This window comes from Changchengzhania lutea (genome assembly GCF_006974145.1).
GTDB classification, from domain to species: domain Bacteria; phylum Bacteroidota; class Bacteroidia; order Flavobacteriales; family Flavobacteriaceae; genus Changchengzhania; species Changchengzhania lutea.
The window spans coordinates 2,102,614-2,120,071 of record NZ_CP039456.1 but is presented as its reverse complement, the minus strand read 5'-3'; the positions used below and the strand labels follow the sequence as shown (position 1 = coordinate 2,120,071).

The following is a 17,458-nucleotide window of genomic DNA, read 5'->3' as shown; positions in this document are numbered from 1 at the left end:
GATTTAGTTTAGCATCTAAATGAAGCCAAAAGCCAAAAGCTAAATGGAACATTGCTAATTCAACAGAACGTAAACTATTACAAAATGGCAGTAGAAGTAAAAGAATTACTTGAAGCAGGTGTACACTTCGGTCACCTAACACGTAAGTGGGATCCAAATATGGCACCTTACGTATATATGGAGCGTAATGGCATCCATATTATCAACCTTTATAAAACAGCGGCAAAAATAGATGAAGCAGGTGCAGCATTAAGCAAAATTGCTAATTCTGGTCGTAAGATCTTATTTGTTGCAACAAAAAAGCAGGCAAAAGATATTGTATCTGAAAAAGCAGGTGCAATCAACATGCCTTACATTACAGAAAGATGGCCAGGTGGCATGCTAACTAACTTTGTTACTATTAGAAAAGCGGTTAAGAAAATGGCTTCTATCGATAGAATGAAGAAAGATGGTACCTTCATGACACTTTCTAAAAAAGAACGTTTACAAGTCGATCGTTTAAGGGCTAAGTTAGAAAAAAACTTAGGTTCTATTAGCGATATGACGCGTTTACCAGGAGCATTGTTTGTTGTAGATATTAAACGTGAGCACATCGCGATTAAAGAAGCTCAAAAATTAAACATTCCAATCTTTGCAATGGTAGATACCAACTCAGACCCACGTCAAGTTGATTACGTTATACCATCAAATGATGATGCTTCTAAATCGATCGATAAGATTTTAACTCATGTTACAGAAGCTATATCTAACGGTTTAGCTGAACGTAAAGCTGAAAAAGACGCGGCTACCGCTAAAGAAGAAGCGCCTAAAGCTGATAAAGCAGCTACAGAAGCAACTCCAGAGGTATCCACCGAAAAAGAAGCACCTAAAGCTAAAAAAGAAGTTGTAGAAGCAACTCCTGAGGCAGCAACTAAAAAAGAAGCGCCTAAAGCTAAAAAAGAAGTTGTAGAAGCAACTCCAGAGGTGGCAACTGAAAAGGATGCGCCTAAAGCTAAAGCGGCTCCAGCAAAAAAAGCTGCAGCTGAAGAAGAAGAATAAATAACATTAATACACCATTTTAAAGTCGTTTAATCTTTTCTTTTAAGAAATAAATTAAACGACTTTTTTAAATTTTAAAATAATATGGAAGCTATAAAAATAACAGCTGCTGAAGTAAATAAATTAAGAAAAGCTACAGGTGCAGGGATGATGGACTGCAAAAAAGCATTAGTTGAAGCCGAAGGCGATTTTGACAAAGCTATTGACGTTTTACGTAAAAAAGGACAAAAAGTAGCAGAAAAAAGAGCAGACAGAGAGTCATCTGAAGGTGCAGCGATTTCAAAAATCAATGCAGACCAGACTGAAGGTGTTGCTATTGTTTTGGGTTGTGAAACTGATTTTGTTGGTAAAAATGAAAACTTTGTAGCACTAGCAAATCAATTGGCTGAAATCGCATTAAACCATGATTCTAAAGAAGCCTTTTTAACTGCTGATTTTGAAGGAATGACCGTTGCCGAAAAACTAATTGAGCAAACTGGTGTTATTGGTGAAAAACTAGACATCACTGCTTTTGAAAAATTACAAGCCCCTTTTGTTGGCACTTACGTGCATATTAACAAAATTGCTGCTTTAGTAGGTTTGTCTACAAAAGTAGACAAAGCGGACACTCTAGTTAAAGATGTGGCTATGCAAGTAGCATCCATGGGAGCAAGCACATTGTCTTATAAAGATTTTGATCCTGCATTCATCGCCTCAGAAACTGAAGCTAGAATTGCCGTTATTGAAAAAGACAATATTGAATTAGGGCGTTTAGGTAAAACACTTAAAAATGTACCTCAATATATTTCTATGGCGCAATTAACTCCAGAAGTTATTGCTCAAGCGGAAGAAGCGGCCAAATCAGAATTAAAAGCTGAAGGTAAACCAGAACAAATCTGGGACAGGATTTTACCAGGAAAAATGGAACGTTTCATTTCTGACAATACGACTTTAGATCAAGAAAAGTGTTTATTAGACCAGAAATTCATCAAAGATGAGAAACAAACGGTTGCTCAATATGTTGATTCATACGGTGATGTTCAAATTACAGGTTTCAAACGTGTAACAGTAGGATAAAAATCATCTAATTAAATCCTGTTTTAGCGATTTATAAAAAATTTAAAAACCATTATACTTTATAAGTATGGTGGTTTTTTTATTCCTGATATTTTGACTTTCAGGTTTTATTAGGATCAGGCTTTTCTAGACAATTAGCATTTTAATAAATACGCTTTCGGTAAAACACAAAAATTTATGTAGTTTTGCTAAACTTTTGTTTCCGCGAAAGCAAACACCTCATAAATCAACTCATGAAATATAAAAGAATACTTCTCAAACTATCTGGCGAAGCTTTAATGGGAGAGCGCCAATATGGTATTGACCCAGAACGTTTAGCAGAATATGCTCAAGACATCAAAACGATTACAGACCAAGGTATTGAAGTGGCTATAGTTATAGGTGGCGGGAATATTTTTAGAGGTGTTGCAGGAGCCAGCAAAGGCATGGACCGCGTTCAAGGCGATCATATGGGGATGCTTGCCACAGTCATAAACGGATTAGCCTTACAAGGTGCTCTAGAAGATGCAGGCATACCAACAAGACTACAAAGTGCCATAAAAATTAACGAAGTGGCTGAACCCTTTATAAGAAGACGTGCCATGCGCCATCTAGAAAAAGGACGTGTAGTTATTTTTGGAGGCGGTACTGGAAACCCTTATTTCACTACAGATTCTGCAGCCGTTTTACGCGCTATAGAAATAGAAGCCGATGTGATTTTAAAAGGAACTCGCGTGGATGGCATTTACGACACAGATCCTGAAAAAAATAAGGATGCGATTAAATTTAATTTCTTATCTTTTGATGATGTTTTGCGTAAGGGATTAAAAGTTATGGACACCACAGCTTTTACACTTAGTCAAGAAAATGCGTTACCCATTATTGTCTTTGACATGAACAAAAAAGGAAACTTACTCAAAGTGGTTTCTGGGGAAAAAATTGGAACAGAAGTTAACATATAACATTGGCAAACTATTTGCATATTGACACATATTAAAGTTTAATAACGATGAACGACGATATACAATTTATACTAGATACCACTAAAGAAGCGATGGATAATGCCATCAAACATTTAGAAAAACAGTTAATCAACATTAGAGCTGGAAAAGCAAGCCCTGCTATGTTGGGCAGCGTCATGGTAGACTATTATGGTTCTCAAACACCATTAAGTCAAGTGGCCAATGTGAATACGCCTGACGGCAGAACCATTACCGTACAGCCCTGGGAAAAAAATATGCTTCAAGAAATTGAGCGTGGTATTATGTTTGCCAACCTAGGCTTTAATCCCATGAATAATGGTGATACTATCATTATAAATGTGCCTCCACTAACAGAAGAGCGTCGCATAAACTTAGCAAAATTGGCAAAATCTGAAACTGAAGATGCTAAAATCAGCGTTCGTACGGCGCGTAAAGATGCCAATAATGAGATTAAAAAATCGGATGACGTATCAGAAGATCTTAAGAAGAATGCAGAGATAGATGTGCAACAAATGACAGATACTTACGTTAAAAGGATTGATGACATTTTCGATAACAAGGAAAGAGAAATCATGACTATATAATTTTCAAGCGACTGAATTGTCGCTTTTTTTATGTTAATTTCTTGCCTTTAAAATTCAATATGCTAAGACCCTTTATCTTATTTTTTTTTCTGTTTTGTTTTATTCAGGTACAATCACAACAATCCTTTTCTGAAACGTCCATTGAGCCCAAACAAGATTCTGTACAAAAGCGCGAACTTTTAAATTCTATCGGGAATGGCTACTACCCCACCAAATATTTTAATTTTGATCTGCGTTATCTTATAAAATATAATCAATATGAAGGTGTAAGAACTGGTGTTGGTGGTGTGACCAATGAGGCGCTATCTGATAAATTCAGAATTAACTCCTATCTTGTTTATGGGTTTAGGGACCATAGATTTAAATATAGCATTGGTGGAGGCTTACGGCTTTCAAATAGTACCGGCACTTGGTTAAACGTTGCGTATACAGATGATTTACAGGAAACAGGAAGCACTAACTTTTTAACGGATAAACGGTTCTTTCAATTTTTCGAGCCCAGATTGCTGAACATTGATTTATTTCATAAACACATTACAAAATCTGTTTCGTTAGAGCACCGGCTATCTTCACATTTACTTACCGAAACAGAATTTGCCGCAAGTAAAATAGATCCTACTTACCAGTATGGCTATGTTTTAGATAATGATGTATTAAGTAACTTTCATATAAGCACAGGAAAAATTGCGTTACAGTGGAGCCCCTTTAGTCGTTTCGAATTTAAGGATAACGCACTTATGGAGACCAAAGATGGCTTTCCAAAATTCACTTTGCAGTACACAAAAAGTTTTAAAAACGTTATTCAGGGTGACTTCAATTTTTCAAAGGTAGATTTTAGAACCATCTATCAATTTGGCAAAGAAGATGCTGATTTTTCTGAAATCACCCTAGTTTCCGGTATTGCTAATGGCGACACGCCCCTTACCCATTTGTATCACGCCTATCCTAATAATATTAATAAGGAAACTATTTTGCAACGGTTTTCAGTAGCTGGAACCAACAGTTTTGAAACCATGTTTTTTAATGAGTTCTTTTCAGATAAATTTGCAACGCTTCAACTTAAGCATTACTTAAAACCATTTAATATATCACCACAGTACAAACCCCAGTTAGTATTGATTACCAGATATGGAATTGGCGATATTAATGAACCTGAGAGGCATCAAAACGTCACTTTTAAATCATTAAAAAAAGGCTATACAGAGTCTGGCTTCGAAATCAATAAATTGCTATTTGGTTTTGGTCTTAGCTTCACTTATAGATACGGTGCCTATCATTTACCTGAAATAGGTGATAATGTTGCTTTTAAGTTTACTTTTAACGTCACATTATAACTTAATACAGTCCTTTTTTCTACCTTTGCCCATCTTTAAATAAGGCATGTTTAAACATTTTACAGCAGATTTTTGGGACGTTACCGCGAGATTGATTTTAAGGAATAAAATTGTCATTGTTGCGGGCATTCTAATGGCTACTATATTCTTTGGTATGCAATGGAAGAACATGCGTTTTACATATACCGAAGCGAATCTGTTACCCGATGATCATGAGGTAAATTTAAAATACAATGCATTTTTAAATACCTTTGGTGAAGAAGGAAATCTTATCATTCTTGGCGTTCAAGACGAATCCTTATTTACCGTAGAAAAATTAAATGCCTGGAACCGTCTTTCTGACAGATTTAAAGCCTTTCCAGAAATAGAAACGGTCGTATCTATCAAGGATTTACAAAAACTGGTGAAAGATGATGTTAACGAGAAATTTATATTAGAACCTTTTATAAAAGATTCCATTGCAACAGTAGATCAACTTGACAGCCTACAAGAACAACTGTTTAATCAATATCCTTTTTACGATAATTTTTTATTCAATAAAGAAACAAAAACTATTAGAACGGCGCTATACCTGAAAAAAGATGTTGTAAACACCCAAGCTAGAAAAGACTTTGTAATTAACGAGTTAACCCCCATTATAAATACGTTTGAAAACGCGACCAATTTAGATGTTAGAATCTCTGGGATGCCCTATATCCGTACCCTGAATTCCCAGAATATTGTAGATGAGATTGGCTTATTTATTACAGCCGCATTACTAGTCACCTCGCTTATTTTCTTTTTGTTTTTTAGATCTTTCCGGGCGACGTTGATTTCACTAGTGGTTGTGTGTATAGGTGTCATGTGGACATTCGGTATTTTAGGTCTTTTAAATTATGAAATAACCGTTTTAACGGCACTTATTCCACCGCTAATTATTGTTATAGGGATTCCCAATTGTATCTTTTTGATTAACAAATACCAGCATGAGGTCAAACTTCATGGTAATAAAGTCAAATCGTTGCAACGCGTGATTACAAAAGTTGGAAATGCGACATTAATGACTAACGTGACTACCGCTTCTGGATTTGCCACATTTATATTAACAGAAAGTAAGTTGCTTAAGGAATTTGGTATTGTGGCCTCTTTAAGTATTCTCGCCATTTTTATACTCTGTTTATTAATAATTCCTATTATTTACACGGTATTACCTTACCCTAAAACGAGACACTTAGAGCATTTGAACAAGCGCTGGATTGGTGGTTTTGTAGATTGGATGGAACGTATGGTACGCCACAAACGCATTACCATTTATATTACTTCAGTTGTATTATTAGCACTGAGTATTATAGGTATTTATCAAATTAAGATTTCAGGCAGTTTAATTGAAGACATGCCTCAGGATTCTGAATTCGTAAATGACATTCGTTTTTTTGAAGACCAATTCAATGGTATCATGCCGTTAGAAATCATGATAGACACCAAACGGAAGAAAGGCGTTATGAAACTCGTTACCTTGAAACGTATGGACGAGCTTGAAGACTTAATTATCGAAACACCAGATTTATCAAAACCCGTTTCAGTGGTAGGTTTAGTTAAATATTCTAAACAAGCCTATTATAACGGCAACCCTAAATATTACCAGCTACCCACATCACAAGAAAATAGTTTTATCCTATCATACGCTAAAAACTCATCTTCAAATGTTGACTTGCTCAAAAATTTTGTAGATAGCACAGGGCAATACGCGCGAATCACCACGTTTATGAAGGATATTGGTACCGATAAAATGGAACGTATCGAAGAGAATCTTCAAACCAAAATCGATAAGGTTTTTCCAAAGGAAAAATATAGTGTGACAATGACTGGGAAGGCATTGGTGTTTCAAAAAGGAACAAAATACTTGGTTAAAAACCTAGCCATTTCACTGTCTTTAGCCATACTTTTAATTTCCCTTTTTATGGCTTATATGTTCAGGTCTGGTAGAATGGTTATTGTCTCATTGATTCCCAATTTATTACCGCTGTTGGTTACTGCGGGATTGATGGGCTATTTGGGAGTGCCCATTAAGCCCTCGACCATCTTGGTTTTTAGTATCGCTTTTGGGATTTCGGTAGATGATACCATTCACTTTTTGGCCAAATATCGTCAAGAACTACAGGCAAACCATTGGAAAATAAAAATATCGGTCTATGCCGCTTTAAAAGAAACGGGCGTGAGTATGTTTTATACGTCTATCGTCTTGTTTTTCGGGTTCTCGGTATTTACCATTTCAAGTTTCGGCGGTACCGTAGCATTGGGCGCTTTGGTATCTGCCACATTATTATTCGCCATGCTTTCTAACCTTTTACTTCTGCCTTCTCTATTATTATCATTGGAACGCCTTATTGCCAATAAAAAAGTGCTTAAAAAACCTGCTATAAATATCATTCCTAAAGGAGATGATATCAAAGAAAAGTAACGCCAATAGAGATAAAAATTTATCTTTGCATTTTAAATTTAACGACACATGAAATTACGTACTGTTTCAGAATTATTATCTGAAGATATTATATTGCCCGAAGTAGATATTAAAGGTTGGGTAAGAACGTTTAGAGCAAATAGATTTATAGCATTAAATGATGGCTCTTCTTTAAATAATATCCAATGCGTGGTAGATTTTGAAAAGTTTGATGAGGCGCTCTTAAAACGTATAACAACGGGTGCGGCAGTTCATATCAAAGGTGAGTTGGTTGAAAGCCAAGGTAAAGGTCAAAAGGTTGAAATCAAGGTGAACTCCATTGATATTTTAGGGGATTCCGATTCTGAAACCTACCCAATTCAACCCAAAAAACACTCCTTTGAGTTTTTAAGGGAACAGGCACATTTACGCACCAGAACCAATACCTTTAGTGCCGTGATGCGTTTACGTTCAACGCTCTCGTTCGCCATTCATAAATATTTTAACGATAATGGTTTCTACTACATGCACACCCCAATTATTACAGGAAGTGATGCAGAAGGTGCTGGCGAAATGTTTAGGGTAACAACTTTAGAGACCAAAAACGCGCCAAAAAATGACGCTGGTGAAGTAGACTACACTAAGGATTTTTTCGGAAAAGAAACCAATCTTACGGTTTCTGGTCAGTTAGAAGCAGAAACTTATGCCATGTCACTAGGTAAAGTATATACTTTTGGCCCTACGTTTAGAGCTGAGAATTCCAATACGTCTCGCCATTTAGCAGAATTCTGGATGATTGAGCCTGAGGTGGCTTTTATGGATTTAGCAGGTAATATGGATCTTGCCGAAGATTTTCTGAAATCGGTAATCGCATATGTGCTTGAACATAACTTGGAAGATTTAGAATTTCTTGACAAGCGATTGCTAGATGAAGAGAAAACGAAGCCACAGGCCGAACGCAGTGACATGTCTTTAATTGAAAAACTAAAGTTTGTTACCGAAAATAATTTTAAGCGGGTAAGCTATACTGAGGCTATTGACATCTTACGACATAGCAAACCCAATAAAAAGAAGAAGTTTAAATACATCATAAATGAATGGGGAACAGATTTACAAAGTGAACATGAGCGCTTTTTAGTTGAAAAACATTTTAAATGTCCTGTGATTTTATTTGATTATCCTGCAAATATAAAGGCCTTTTACATGCGTTTAAATGAAGATGGTAAAACGGTAAGGGCTATGGATATACTTTTTCCAGGAATAGGTGAAATTGTTGGTGGTGCACAACGTGAAGAACGTTTAGAGGTTTTAAAAGAGAAAATGGCCGTTTTAGATATTTCTGAAGAAGAATTATGGTGGTATCTCGATTTACGTAAATACGGTACCGCAGTGCATTCCGGTTTCGGTCTTGGTTTCGAACGTTTAGTCATGTTCGCTACAGGAATGACCAATATTAGAGATGTGATTCCGTTTCCTAGAACACCTCAAAATGCAGAATTCTAAAGGTTAAAAAAGAAATGTAATAAGGTAACATAGGGATAAAAAGAAATTTAATACTTTTATCTGAAACCAAATTTTAATTATGCTTAAGCAACATTTACAATTTAAGTTGTCGCAAAAATTGTCGCCGCAACAAATTCAATTAATGAAATTGATCCAGTTGCCTACGCAAGCTTTCGAGCAACGTATTAAACAGGAACTAGAAGAAAACCCAGCATTGGAAGGCGGAAAGGAAGAGGACGATAGCGATTTTGATTCAGATCTTGATAATACCTCTGATGATTTCGAAGATAACGAAACCATTAATACGGAAGACATCAATGTCGATGAGTATTTAAGTGATGATGAAATTCCAGATTACCGTACGCAGGTTAATAATTACAGTAGCGATGACGAAGAAAAAACGATGCCTTATGCCGCTGGCACCTCATTTAGACAACATTTAATAAGTCAATTAAATACGTACCGCCTTTCTGATGAAGAGCGAGATATCGCCGAATTTTTGGTGGGTAGCGTTGATGAAAGTGGCTATATCCGTCGATCCGTTTCAGATATTATGGACGACTTGGCATTTACACAGAGTGTTTACACTACCGAAGATAAGATTGAGCGCGTTTTAAAGATTGTGCATCAACTAGATCCTGCTGGTGTTGGGGCACGAAATCTTCAGGAATGTTTAAGTATTCAACTTCACAGAAAAGAAAAAACTGCAGATACTGAATTAGCGATTAATATTATTGACAATGCCTTTGATCAGTTTACAAAAAAGCATTATAAAAAACTAATTCAAAAATTTGATATAACAGAAATTCAATTAAAAGATGCCGTTTCTGAGATTGAACATTTAAATCCGAAACCCGGAGGCTCCTATGCCGGTAACAACCGAATTACAGAACATGTGGTCCCCGATTTCGCCATTAAAATTGTTGATGGTGAACTAGAACTCACCTTGAATGGACGTAATGCCCCAGAAATTCACGTATCTAGAGAGTATAATAATATGCTTAAGGGCTATAAGGATGCTAAAGATAAATCGAAATCCCAAAAAGATGCCGTCATTTTTATTAAGCAAAAATTAGATGCTGCCAAGTGGTTTATAGAAGCTATTAAACAACGTCAGCAGACCTTATTTGTTACCATGAGTGCCATTATGCACTACCAGAAGGAGTACTTTTTAACAGGGGATGAGCGCAATTTAAAACCAATGATCCTTAAGGATATTGCTGATGAAATTTCCATGGATGTTTCTACCGTATCAAGAGTTGCAAATAGCAAATATGTAGACACGCCTTATGGCACGAAGTTAATTAAGGAATTCTTTTCAGAATCTATGAAAAATGATCAAGGCGAAGATGTATCGACCAGAGAAATAAAGAAAATTCTGGAAACTGTGATAGAGGACGAAAGCAAAAAGAAACCGCTAACAGACGAAACTTTAGCGTCTATATTAAAAGACAAAGGCTATCCAATAGCCCGAAGAACAGTTGCCAAATACAGAGAGCAATTAGATATTCCTGTAGCAAGACTTCGTAAAAAGCTTTAATGAATCGTCTCTTAAAAAGTATATCGTACGTTTTTCATCCGTTGATAATGCCAATAGTTGGGGTTATGTTCTATTTTTCAAAGTCTCCAAGATATATTCCTATAGAAATAATTCAGGCGAAACTCATTTCTTTATCGATACTTACCATTGTTTTACCAATCTTACTTTTCTTTCTTTTAAGAACATTGGGAAAGGTTAATACCATTAATTTGGAAACCACGAGTGAACGTATCGTTCCGTTATTATTAAACTGTATTGTTCTCCTTATTATATTAAAGCGCATCGTCACACCTACTCAGGTTATCGAACTTTACTACTTTTTTGTTGGCATCTTAATCTCTACATTAACCTGTCTGCTTTTGGCCATTGCGAAGTTTAAGGCCAGTATTCATATGATTTCGGTAGCGGGTGTCTTTATGTTTTTTTTAGCATTGAGCATTCATTTTAGTATTAATATAAATGGCACGTTAGCTCTAATGACTATTATTATTGGCGCTGTAGCTACTTCCAGACTGCATATGAAAGCCCATAGCCCCGTTGAATTGATCATTGGTTTTTCAATTGGCTTTTTGCCCCAATTAATTTTGGTCAATTATTGGCTATAGAATATAAAACATTAAACCGACCTTAATCGTATTCATGTCTATCTGGCTTCCATCTATTTGAGCCTCATTTGAGAAAATAGGATTCAAGCCGTAATACATATAGAAATTCCAGGTATTATACCCAGCACTCAATGTTAATCCGTAGTGCAGTCTATTAAAATCATCAATATCCGTATAGTTTAAATCACCTAACTCGCCGCTATACTTTGTGGTGTGCGCAAACATATATCCCACCTTAAATCCCGTGTAAATACGCCAGAATTTGTAACCCGTCGGTGTAGAGGTCCGCAATCTTAATTGCACAGGCATTTCAACAAAGTGCGCTGAAAATTTATTTTTAGAATAGGTTTCTGTGTCCTGAAGTACCGAATAATTAAAATTGCCTAAATCATCCTTACTAACAAGCAAGTTCTGATTGTATGAATTTGCAGAGTAGCCCAAGCCAATACCAATCGCTACATTACGATTCTTATTAATGGGCATATCTTTAATAAACCCCATATGTATTCCAGCTGAAAAACCGGTTTGCTTAACATCATTTGGCTTTTTACCCAGTAGATTATAAGTCACACCCACATAGAATTGATCTTCCTTGTAAAGCGAATCTATTTCTTTAATAATGGTTTCTTGTGCTTGAGTACTAAATAATCCTAAAAAACCACAAATAACACCTGTAATGAACGTTCTATACCAACTTTTTTTTGACATACAGAAAATACTTTTAAAAGATAAAAAAAAGGTATTCTACAGAGAATACCTTTTTTATTTTAACAAATTAAGATTATACTATTTATTTGTCAATGCATCACCACTACCGGTTGTGTAGTTTATTTTTAATGCATTCACTTTTCTCAGTTCTTGCTTAACATCACCAACAATACCCATGTTTGCTTCTTTATCCACTTTTAAAGACACTGTTAAAAAAGGAATTAATTCCTCTCTAAGTGCTGCTCTTTCAGCATTAATAAAAGTACCAACTTCTCCAAGGTCTGCAAATTTATCATTTAATTGAATTCTTGCTTCGGTACCGAACTTCTTATAATTAGCACTTGGTTTTCCAATGTAAATATAACTTATAGGGTTTTTCTTGTCAAGTTTTTCAATTTGATTTGCTACGGGTAAGGCATTTTGAATCATCAATGTATCTTCCCTCATTACAGTGGCCACCATAAAAAAGAATAACAACATAAAAACAATATCTGGTAAAGATGCCGTATTAATTGGAGCTAAACCTCCTTCTTTTTTCTTCTTAAATTTAGACATGATTTTTTATATTATTTAATTCTAAATTATTGTACTTCTGAAAGCTTTTGAGGAATCTCCGTTTTGATTTGATCAATGACATCCTTAAGTTTTTCCTTATTACCGTTCCACCTAACATCTTTATAGTTGTCTTGCATGTCGATAAAGTTCATTTTAGGAAATCCTTTTTGTGCGCCTATTTCTAGAGCCCTTCTATTTCTTAACACATTATACGCTGCAACCAACTCATTCTGAACGGATATATATGCAGAGTATGACGTTTCACGGTCATTTTTCAAAGAGATGATCGCTTTATCTGGATTATCGGATGAGGACGGGTTTTTCTTCCCCTTACAATATGTACAGGATCCATCACCACCGTTATCTAAAAATTCAACAGCGGCTTTTCTCAAATTTTTCAATTCCATAACCTCATCTTCAACAAGCAAATGGTCATTTTTGTTCAATAAAACCGTAAAAATGTTTTTTTGCTTTATAATAACATCCTCTTCAGATTCTTCTATAGGAGGAAGCTTTCGGTTGATACCGGAATCTTTTTCAATGGTTGTTGTTACTAAGAAAAATATTAGTAACAAGAAAGCTATGTCGGCCATCGAGCCCGCATTAACTTCTGGTGCCGATCGTTTTGCCATAATTATTTAGTCATTTTTTTAACTCCTGAAACTAACATGATACCTCCAGCAATTAGAATTAGAACGTAAAACAAATATAATCCGCCTCCAATAAGTTGAGATCCGTTAGCAGATAATGTGTCGCCATCTTTTAAAGGTGTTTCAACGCCTGTTGCTAAAAAGTAACAAACTACTGCTAATACAATAAACGCTCCAACGGACATCAACGTATTCTTTAAAGTATGCTTATTTGCAAACATGTTTTTCAAAGTGAATACGACTACGAATACTAAGGTTAGCAATAGCACGATGTAAGCCACGTACATAAATAAATTTACTGTACTCGAAGCTTCACCTGCTTTTATTGATTCATCTCCAGTACTAATGATAACCATTAGAAGCGCTATGGAAGCTATTCCAACAATACCCAGTAGTATGGATAATATTTTTTTTGAATTCATCTTTTCAGTTTTTATTATTATTACCTCTTGTTTCTAATTAACAAGTCCATTAACGTGATAGAAGCATCTTCCATATCATTAACGATGCTATCAATTTTAGCAATAATGTAATTGTAAAAAATCTGAAGTATAATGGCAACAACTAAACCAAATACCGTTGTTAAAAGGGCTACTTTAATACCACCCGCAACAAGTGATGGGTTCATATCTCCAGCAGCTTCAATTTTATCGAATGCTTGAATCATACCAATTACCGTTCCCATAAACCCTAACATAGGTGCTAATGCGATAAATAACGAAATCCAAGAAACGTTTTTCTCTAATTGTCCCATTTGAACACCACCATAAGCTACAACAGCTTTCTCGGCAGCATCTAAACCTTCATCAACGCGATCTAGACCCTGATAGTAAATGGATGCTACTGGTCCTTTAGTATTTCTACAAACTTCTTTGGCAGCCTCTACGCCTCCTGATGCTAAAGCTTCTTCAACATTTTGGGTTAATTTTTTAGTATTTGTAGTCGATAAATTTAAAAAGATAATTCTTTCTATAGCAATCGCTAATCCTAAGATTAAACATAAAAGTACGATTCCCATAAATCCTGGTCCGCCTTCAATAAATCGTTTTTTTAATTCCTGATGGAACCCTAATTCCTCTTCAACAGGTTCTACATCATCTTGGGTAATACTAGCTACCGTAGTTACAGCTGTATTCGTGCTTGCAATGGTTGTTGCATTTGCGGTTCCGAATGCCATAATTCCTGAAATGGCAAGGATAGAAAATAATCTTTTCATGTTCTCGATCTTAATTTAATTAATTAGTTAAAGTGTTAAAGATATAAAAAAAAAGTAATTAAAAAATAAAAATAACAGCAGAGAGGAAGGGATTCGAACCCTCGATACCCTTTTGAGGTATACACACTTTCCAGGCGTGCGCCTTCGACCACTCGGCCACCTCTCTAAATTTTTTAATTAACAGGGGATGAAATAACAAAAAAAACTTCAAACCTTAAAACTTTAAAGGTTAATTTTTAAGTCATTTCTCCTCTAAGCGGTGTTTCATAGACAATCTTAAACACATCTTTTGAAACATTATTGGCAAGTAAATACATAAGTTTGCTAATAGCGGCCTCAGTTGTAATATCTTTTCCTGAGATAACTCCTATCTTTTTTAATTGACTACTCGTTTCGTAATGCCCCATGATGACACTGCCGCTGGGGCACTGTGTCACATTTATAATATGTATGCCTTTTATAATATTTGTTTTAAGTAAATCGATAAACCAGGCCTCGGTAGTACAATTTCCAGAACCATAGGTTTCTAAAATAACGCCTTCTAAATTAGGTGTGTTAAAAATACTTTCCAAAAGTGTTTCAGAAATCCCCGGAAACAACTTAATAAGAGCTACATTATTATTCAGTTTTTTATGAACGGTAAGCTTTTTTCTAAGGTTAGGACTAAAAAGCTGATTTTTGTTTACTTTTAAATGTACCCCAGACTCTGCCAAATCTGGGTAATTAGGTGATGAAAATGCTTCAAAATGCTCAGCATTGATTTTAGTAGTTCTATTGGCTCTATATAATTTATACTCAAAGTACAAACAAACCTCTTTGATAACTGGTTTATTTCTATATTGTAGCGATGCGACCTGGATAGAGGTGATCAGATTCTCTTTAGCATCGGTTCTTAAATCGCCAATGGGCAATTGAGACCCTGTAAAAACAATTGGTTTTGCTAGATTCTCTAACATAAAACTAAGAGCAGAAGCTGTATAACTCATCGTATCACTGCCATGTAAAACAACAAATCCATCAAAATTGTCATAATTGATCTCTATAATTTTGGCGATTTTCACCCAATAATCAGGATTCATATTACTCGAATCTATTGGGGTTTCAAAGGACACCGACTCTATTTTACAATCGAGTAAATTTAATTCTGGGATACTTTTTAATAAATTCTTAAAATTGAATGCACGTAATGCTCCAGTTTTAAAATCTTTAACCATCCCAATGGTTCCTCCAGTATAAATCAATAAAATATTAGGTTGCATTTTGCTCATGTTTTAAATATTGAAAACGGCTTTAGAATTTTCCGTCGTTATATGTGCAATCTCTTCAATGGGTAGCTTATATATTTCTGATAATTTCTCCAGTACATTAATAATATAGCTACTTTCGTTACGCTTGCCGCGATACGGTACTGGAGCCAAATAGGGTGAGTCTGTTTCTAAAACGATGTGTTTTAAATCGATGTGTTTCAAAAACTGATCTATTTTGCCATTCTTAAAGGTGACCACGCCACCAATACCCAATTTCATGTTATAAGAAAGGGCTTGACGGGCTTGCTCTAAAGTTCCTGTAAAGCAATGAAAAATACCGTGTAAATCTGCTCCCTTCTCTTCTTCTAATATGTCAAATATGTCATCGAAAGCGTCTCTACAATGTATTACGATCGGTAATTTGTAATGTTTTGCCAATTTAATTTGATCCCTAAAAGCCTTTTGCTGTATTGCTAATGTGGTTTTGTCCCAATACAAATCAATTCCTATTTCTCCAATAGCACAAAATTCATGTTTAGAAAGCATTTCTTTAACATGAGTTAATTCGTCATTATAATTACTTTTTACATGGGTTGGGTGTAAGCCCATCATTAAAAACACATGCTCTGGAAAATTCTTTTTTAGGTCGAACATGGACGCCGTATATGTAGAATCTATAGCTGGAATAAAAAAACGCTTAACCCCTGCTTTAATGGATCGATGCACCATTTCAGTTCTATCTTCGTCAAATGCTTCGCTATATAAATGGGTATGGGTATCTGTAATTATTAAATCTTTCAACATGGCATTTTATAGTTACTCTATGCCGTAAAAATAATCGTTTTACATGATTATCTTTGCTTAAAACACATTTACATGGAAACGCTTCAAGAATTTTTGTTAGTACGCAACTATACAAAGGTTAAACTTCACCTTACCAAAACCAATCATTTTGAGATTAAGGCGACAATTAACGGTGTAAAAGGTTTATTTATTTTAGATACTGGAGCTTCTAATTCCTGTGTTGGTTTCGAAGCTGTTAAAAATTTTAATCTATTGGCAGAAGACTCGTTGATAAAAGCTGCTGGTGCTGGCGCCATAGATATGGATACGAAAACATCAAAAAAGAATACCGTGAAAATTGGGAAGTGGAAAGATAAAAAAATTGTGTTGGTTTTATTCAACTTAAGCCATGTAAATACGGCACTTATTAATCATGACTCGAAACCCGTAGATGGAATAATTGGAGCTGATATATTAAAAAAGTCTAAAGCCATTATTGATTATGAAAGAAAATATTTATATTTAAAGCTAGAATAGCACATTTATTAACGTATTAATTTTCCCTAGCCCGCTTAAAATGAACATATCCATTGTAATTGCTGACGACCATCCGTTGTTGTTGCGTGGTCTTTCAGGTTTTCTTACTTCAAAAGGCTATAATATTATAGGCAGTGCCGAAGATGGCAATGCTGCTTATAAACTCATTGTGACCTTAAAACCAGATATTGCCATTCTTGATATAAGAATGCCCCATAAAACAGGTCTTGAAATTGCCGAAGCTTGTAAAAAGAATAACCTGACCACCAAAATAATTCTCATAACTTTTGATAAAGAACAGGAATTGTACAATCAAGCGCAAACACATGGCGTTTACGGTTATATTTTGAAGGAATTTGCTGTTGAAGAAATCGAAACTTGCATCGATCATGCAATTAATAACAAGCGTTACTTTAGTCAAGAAATAAAAACTTATTTAAAAGCTAATTCTGTAGAACATATAATAGAAGGCCTAAATGATTTGACTAAATCTGAATTAAAAATAGTTAAACTGATTTCTGAAAATAAAACAAGTCAGGATATTGCTGACGACCTCTCCATATCTGTTCGAACTGTAGATAAGCACAGAAGCAATATCGTAGCTAAACTACAACTTGATAATAAACCGACATCCCTTTCTATATGGGCCAATATAAATAAAGACTATTTGTAAAAATACGTAGAAGTGCGTATTTTTTATAACTTTTTTATACTATACCTT

The 17,458-nt window shown here is 35.1% G+C and carries 18 protein-coding genes and 1 tRNA gene; 11 read left to right on the top strand and 8 right to left on the bottom strand.

Annotation, left to right across the window (positions count from 1 at the left end; genetic code table 11):
- Nucleotides 1-84 precede the first annotated feature (84 nt).
- From rpsB to FAF07_RS09610, 9 genes are all read left to right on the top strand, one after another.
- A complete protein-coding gene (gene rpsB / locus FAF07_RS09650; protein WP_221930748.1) occupies nucleotides 85-1,038 on the top strand; it encodes a 30S ribosomal protein S2 in 954 nt (317 codons plus the stop codon).
- A gap of 84 nt (nucleotides 1,039-1,122) precedes the next feature.
- Nucleotides 1,123-2,094: a translation elongation factor Ts gene (gene tsf / locus FAF07_RS09645; protein ID WP_142784910.1), complete on the top strand. Its 972-nt coding sequence runs from the start codon at nucleotides 1,123-1,125 to the stop codon at nucleotides 2,092-2,094.
- A gap of 233 nt (nucleotides 2,095-2,327) precedes the next feature.
- Entirely contained in the window at nucleotides 2,328-3,035 is a 708-nt protein-coding gene (gene pyrH / locus FAF07_RS09640) for a UMP kinase (protein WP_142784909.1), read from the top strand.
- Nucleotides 3,036-3,082: 47 nt separating this feature from the next.
- On the top strand, nucleotides 3,083-3,640 hold the full coding sequence (frr, locus tag FAF07_RS09635) for a ribosome recycling factor (RefSeq protein WP_142784908.1): 558 nt from the start codon (nucleotides 3,083-3,085) through the stop codon (nucleotides 3,638-3,640).
- Nucleotides 3,641-3,699: 59 nt separating this feature from the next.
- Entirely contained in the window at nucleotides 3,700-4,974 is a 1,275-nt protein-coding gene (locus tag FAF07_RS09630; RefSeq protein ID WP_246067677.1) for a hypothetical protein, read from the top strand.
- 46 nt (nucleotides 4,975-5,020) lie between these two features.
- Nucleotides 5,021-7,414: an efflux RND transporter permease subunit gene (locus tag FAF07_RS09625; protein WP_142784907.1), complete on the top strand. Its 2,394-nt coding sequence runs from the start codon at nucleotides 5,021-5,023 to the stop codon at nucleotides 7,412-7,414.
- Between the two features lie 48 nt (nucleotides 7,415-7,462).
- The gene (asnS, locus tag FAF07_RS09620) at nucleotides 7,463-8,896 is read left to right on the top strand and encodes an asparagine--tRNA ligase (RefSeq protein ID WP_142784906.1); all 1,434 of its coding nucleotides are present in this window, start codon (nucleotides 7,463-7,465) and stop codon (nucleotides 8,894-8,896) included.
- Nucleotides 8,897-8,975: 79 nt separating this feature from the next.
- Entirely contained in the window at nucleotides 8,976-10,436 is a 1,461-nt protein-coding gene (rpoN, locus tag FAF07_RS09615; RefSeq protein WP_142784905.1) for an RNA polymerase factor sigma-54, read from the top strand.
- Nucleotides 10,436-11,041, top strand: a complete 606-nt coding sequence (locus FAF07_RS09610) for a hypothetical protein (RefSeq protein WP_142784904.1) — start codon at nucleotides 10,436-10,438, stop codon at nucleotides 11,039-11,041. The genes rpoN and FAF07_RS09610 overlap by 1 nt, the downstream gene beginning before the upstream one ends.
- Here FAF07_RS09610 and FAF07_RS09605 read toward each other — a convergent pair.
- The 8 genes from FAF07_RS09605 to FAF07_RS09570 all read right to left on the bottom strand — a co-directional run bounded on the left by FAF07_RS09605 (nucleotide 11,036) and on the right by FAF07_RS09570 (nucleotide 16,221).
- Nucleotides 11,036-11,749, bottom strand: a complete 714-nt coding sequence (locus FAF07_RS09605; RefSeq protein ID WP_142784903.1) for a porin family protein — start codon at nucleotides 11,747-11,749, stop codon at nucleotides 11,036-11,038. The two genes, FAF07_RS09610 and FAF07_RS09605, sit on opposite strands and share 6 nt — an antisense overlap.
- 78 nt (nucleotides 11,750-11,827) lie before the next feature.
- Nucleotides 11,828-12,304, bottom strand: coding sequence for an ExbD/TolR family protein (locus FAF07_RS09600; protein WP_142784902.1), 477 nt, complete (start codon nucleotides 12,302-12,304; stop codon nucleotides 11,828-11,830).
- Nucleotides 12,305-12,330: 26 nt separating this feature from the next.
- A complete protein-coding gene (locus FAF07_RS09595; protein ID WP_142784901.1) occupies nucleotides 12,331-12,936 on the bottom strand; it encodes an ExbD/TolR family protein in 606 nt (201 codons plus the stop codon).
- Between the two features lie 2 nt (nucleotides 12,937-12,938).
- On the bottom strand, nucleotides 12,939-13,376 hold the full coding sequence (locus FAF07_RS09590; protein ID WP_185956410.1) for a hypothetical protein: 438 nt from the start codon (nucleotides 13,374-13,376) through the stop codon (nucleotides 12,939-12,941).
- Between the two features lie 20 nt (nucleotides 13,377-13,396).
- The gene (locus FAF07_RS09585) at nucleotides 13,397-14,170 is read right to left on the bottom strand and encodes a MotA/TolQ/ExbB proton channel family protein (protein WP_142784899.1); all 774 of its coding nucleotides are present in this window, start codon (nucleotides 14,168-14,170) and stop codon (nucleotides 13,397-13,399) included.
- Between the two features lie 78 nt (nucleotides 14,171-14,248).
- Nucleotides 14,249-14,336, bottom strand: a tRNA-Ser gene (locus FAF07_RS09580).
- Nucleotides 14,337-14,406: 70 nt separating this feature from the next.
- The gene (locus FAF07_RS09575; protein WP_142784898.1) at nucleotides 14,407-15,438 is read right to left on the bottom strand and encodes an asparaginase; all 1,032 of its coding nucleotides are present in this window, start codon (nucleotides 15,436-15,438) and stop codon (nucleotides 14,407-14,409) included.
- Between the two features lie 3 nt (nucleotides 15,439-15,441).
- Nucleotides 15,442-16,221: a TatD family hydrolase gene (locus FAF07_RS09570; protein WP_142784896.1), complete on the bottom strand. Its 780-nt coding sequence runs from the start codon at nucleotides 16,219-16,221 to the stop codon at nucleotides 15,442-15,444.
- Nucleotides 16,222-16,293: 72 nt separating this feature from the next.
- Here FAF07_RS09570 and FAF07_RS09565 point away from each other — a divergent pair, with 72 nt between their 5' ends.
- Both FAF07_RS09565 and FAF07_RS09560 read left to right on the top strand, forming a co-directional pair.
- Entirely contained in the window at nucleotides 16,294-16,737 is a 444-nt protein-coding gene (locus tag FAF07_RS09565) for a retropepsin-like aspartic protease (protein WP_142784895.1), read from the top strand.
- Between the two features lie 40 nt (nucleotides 16,738-16,777).
- Complete coding sequence (locus FAF07_RS09560) at nucleotides 16,778-17,410, top strand: response regulator (RefSeq protein ID WP_142784894.1); 633 nt, start codon at nucleotides 16,778-16,780, stop codon at nucleotides 17,408-17,410.
- Nucleotides 17,411-17,458 lie beyond the last annotated feature (48 nt).

Bases quoted from the DNA above. Each gene is read 5' to 3' on its own strand.
- rpsB (WP_221930748.1), top strand. From the start codon at position 85: ATGGCAGTAGAAGTAAAAGAATTACTTGAAGCAGGTGTACACTTCGGT.
- tsf (WP_142784910.1), top strand. From the start codon at position 1,123: ATGGAAGCTATAAAAATAACAGCTGCTGAAGTAAATAAATTAAGAAAA.
- pyrH (WP_142784909.1), top strand. From the start codon at position 2,328: ATGAAATATAAAAGAATACTTCTCAAACTATCTGGCGAAGCTTTAATG.
- frr (WP_142784908.1), top strand. From the start codon at position 3,083: ATGAACGACGATATACAATTTATACTAGATACCACTAAAGAAGCGATG.
- FAF07_RS09630 (WP_246067677.1), top strand. From the start codon at position 3,700: ATGCTAAGACCCTTTATCTTATTTTTTTTTCTGTTTTGTTTTATTCAG.
- FAF07_RS09625 (WP_142784907.1), top strand. From the start codon at position 5,021: ATGTTTAAACATTTTACAGCAGATTTTTGGGACGTTACCGCGAGATTG.
- asnS (WP_142784906.1), top strand. From the start codon at position 7,463: ATGAAATTACGTACTGTTTCAGAATTATTATCTGAAGATATTATATTG.
- rpoN (WP_142784905.1), top strand. From the start codon at position 8,976: ATGCTTAAGCAACATTTACAATTTAAGTTGTCGCAAAAATTGTCGCCG.
- FAF07_RS09610 (WP_142784904.1), top strand. From the start codon at position 10,436: ATGAATCGTCTCTTAAAAAGTATATCGTACGTTTTTCATCCGTTGATA.
- FAF07_RS09605 (WP_142784903.1), bottom strand. From the start codon at position 11,749: ATGTCAAAAAAAAGTTGGTATAGAACGTTCATTACAGGTGTTATTTGT.
- FAF07_RS09600 (WP_142784902.1), bottom strand. From the start codon at position 12,304: ATGTCTAAATTTAAGAAGAAAAAAGAAGGAGGTTTAGCTCCAATTAAT.
- FAF07_RS09595 (WP_142784901.1), bottom strand. From the start codon at position 12,936: ATGGCAAAACGATCGGCACCAGAAGTTAATGCGGGCTCGATGGCCGAC.
- FAF07_RS09590 (WP_185956410.1), bottom strand. From the start codon at position 13,376: ATGAATTCAAAAAAAATATTATCCATACTACTGGGTATTGTTGGAATA.
- FAF07_RS09585 (WP_142784899.1), bottom strand. From the start codon at position 14,170: ATGAAAAGATTATTTTCTATCCTTGCCATTTCAGGAATTATGGCATTC.
- FAF07_RS09575 (WP_142784898.1), bottom strand. From the start codon at position 15,438: ATGAGCAAAATGCAACCTAATATTTTATTGATTTATACTGGAGGAACC.
- FAF07_RS09570 (WP_142784896.1), bottom strand. From the start codon at position 16,221: ATGTTGAAAGATTTAATAATTACAGATACCCATACCCATTTATATAGC.
- FAF07_RS09565 (WP_142784895.1), top strand. From the start codon at position 16,294: ATGGAAACGCTTCAAGAATTTTTGTTAGTACGCAACTATACAAAGGTT.
- FAF07_RS09560 (WP_142784894.1), top strand. From the start codon at position 16,778: ATGAACATATCCATTGTAATTGCTGACGACCATCCGTTGTTGTTGCGT.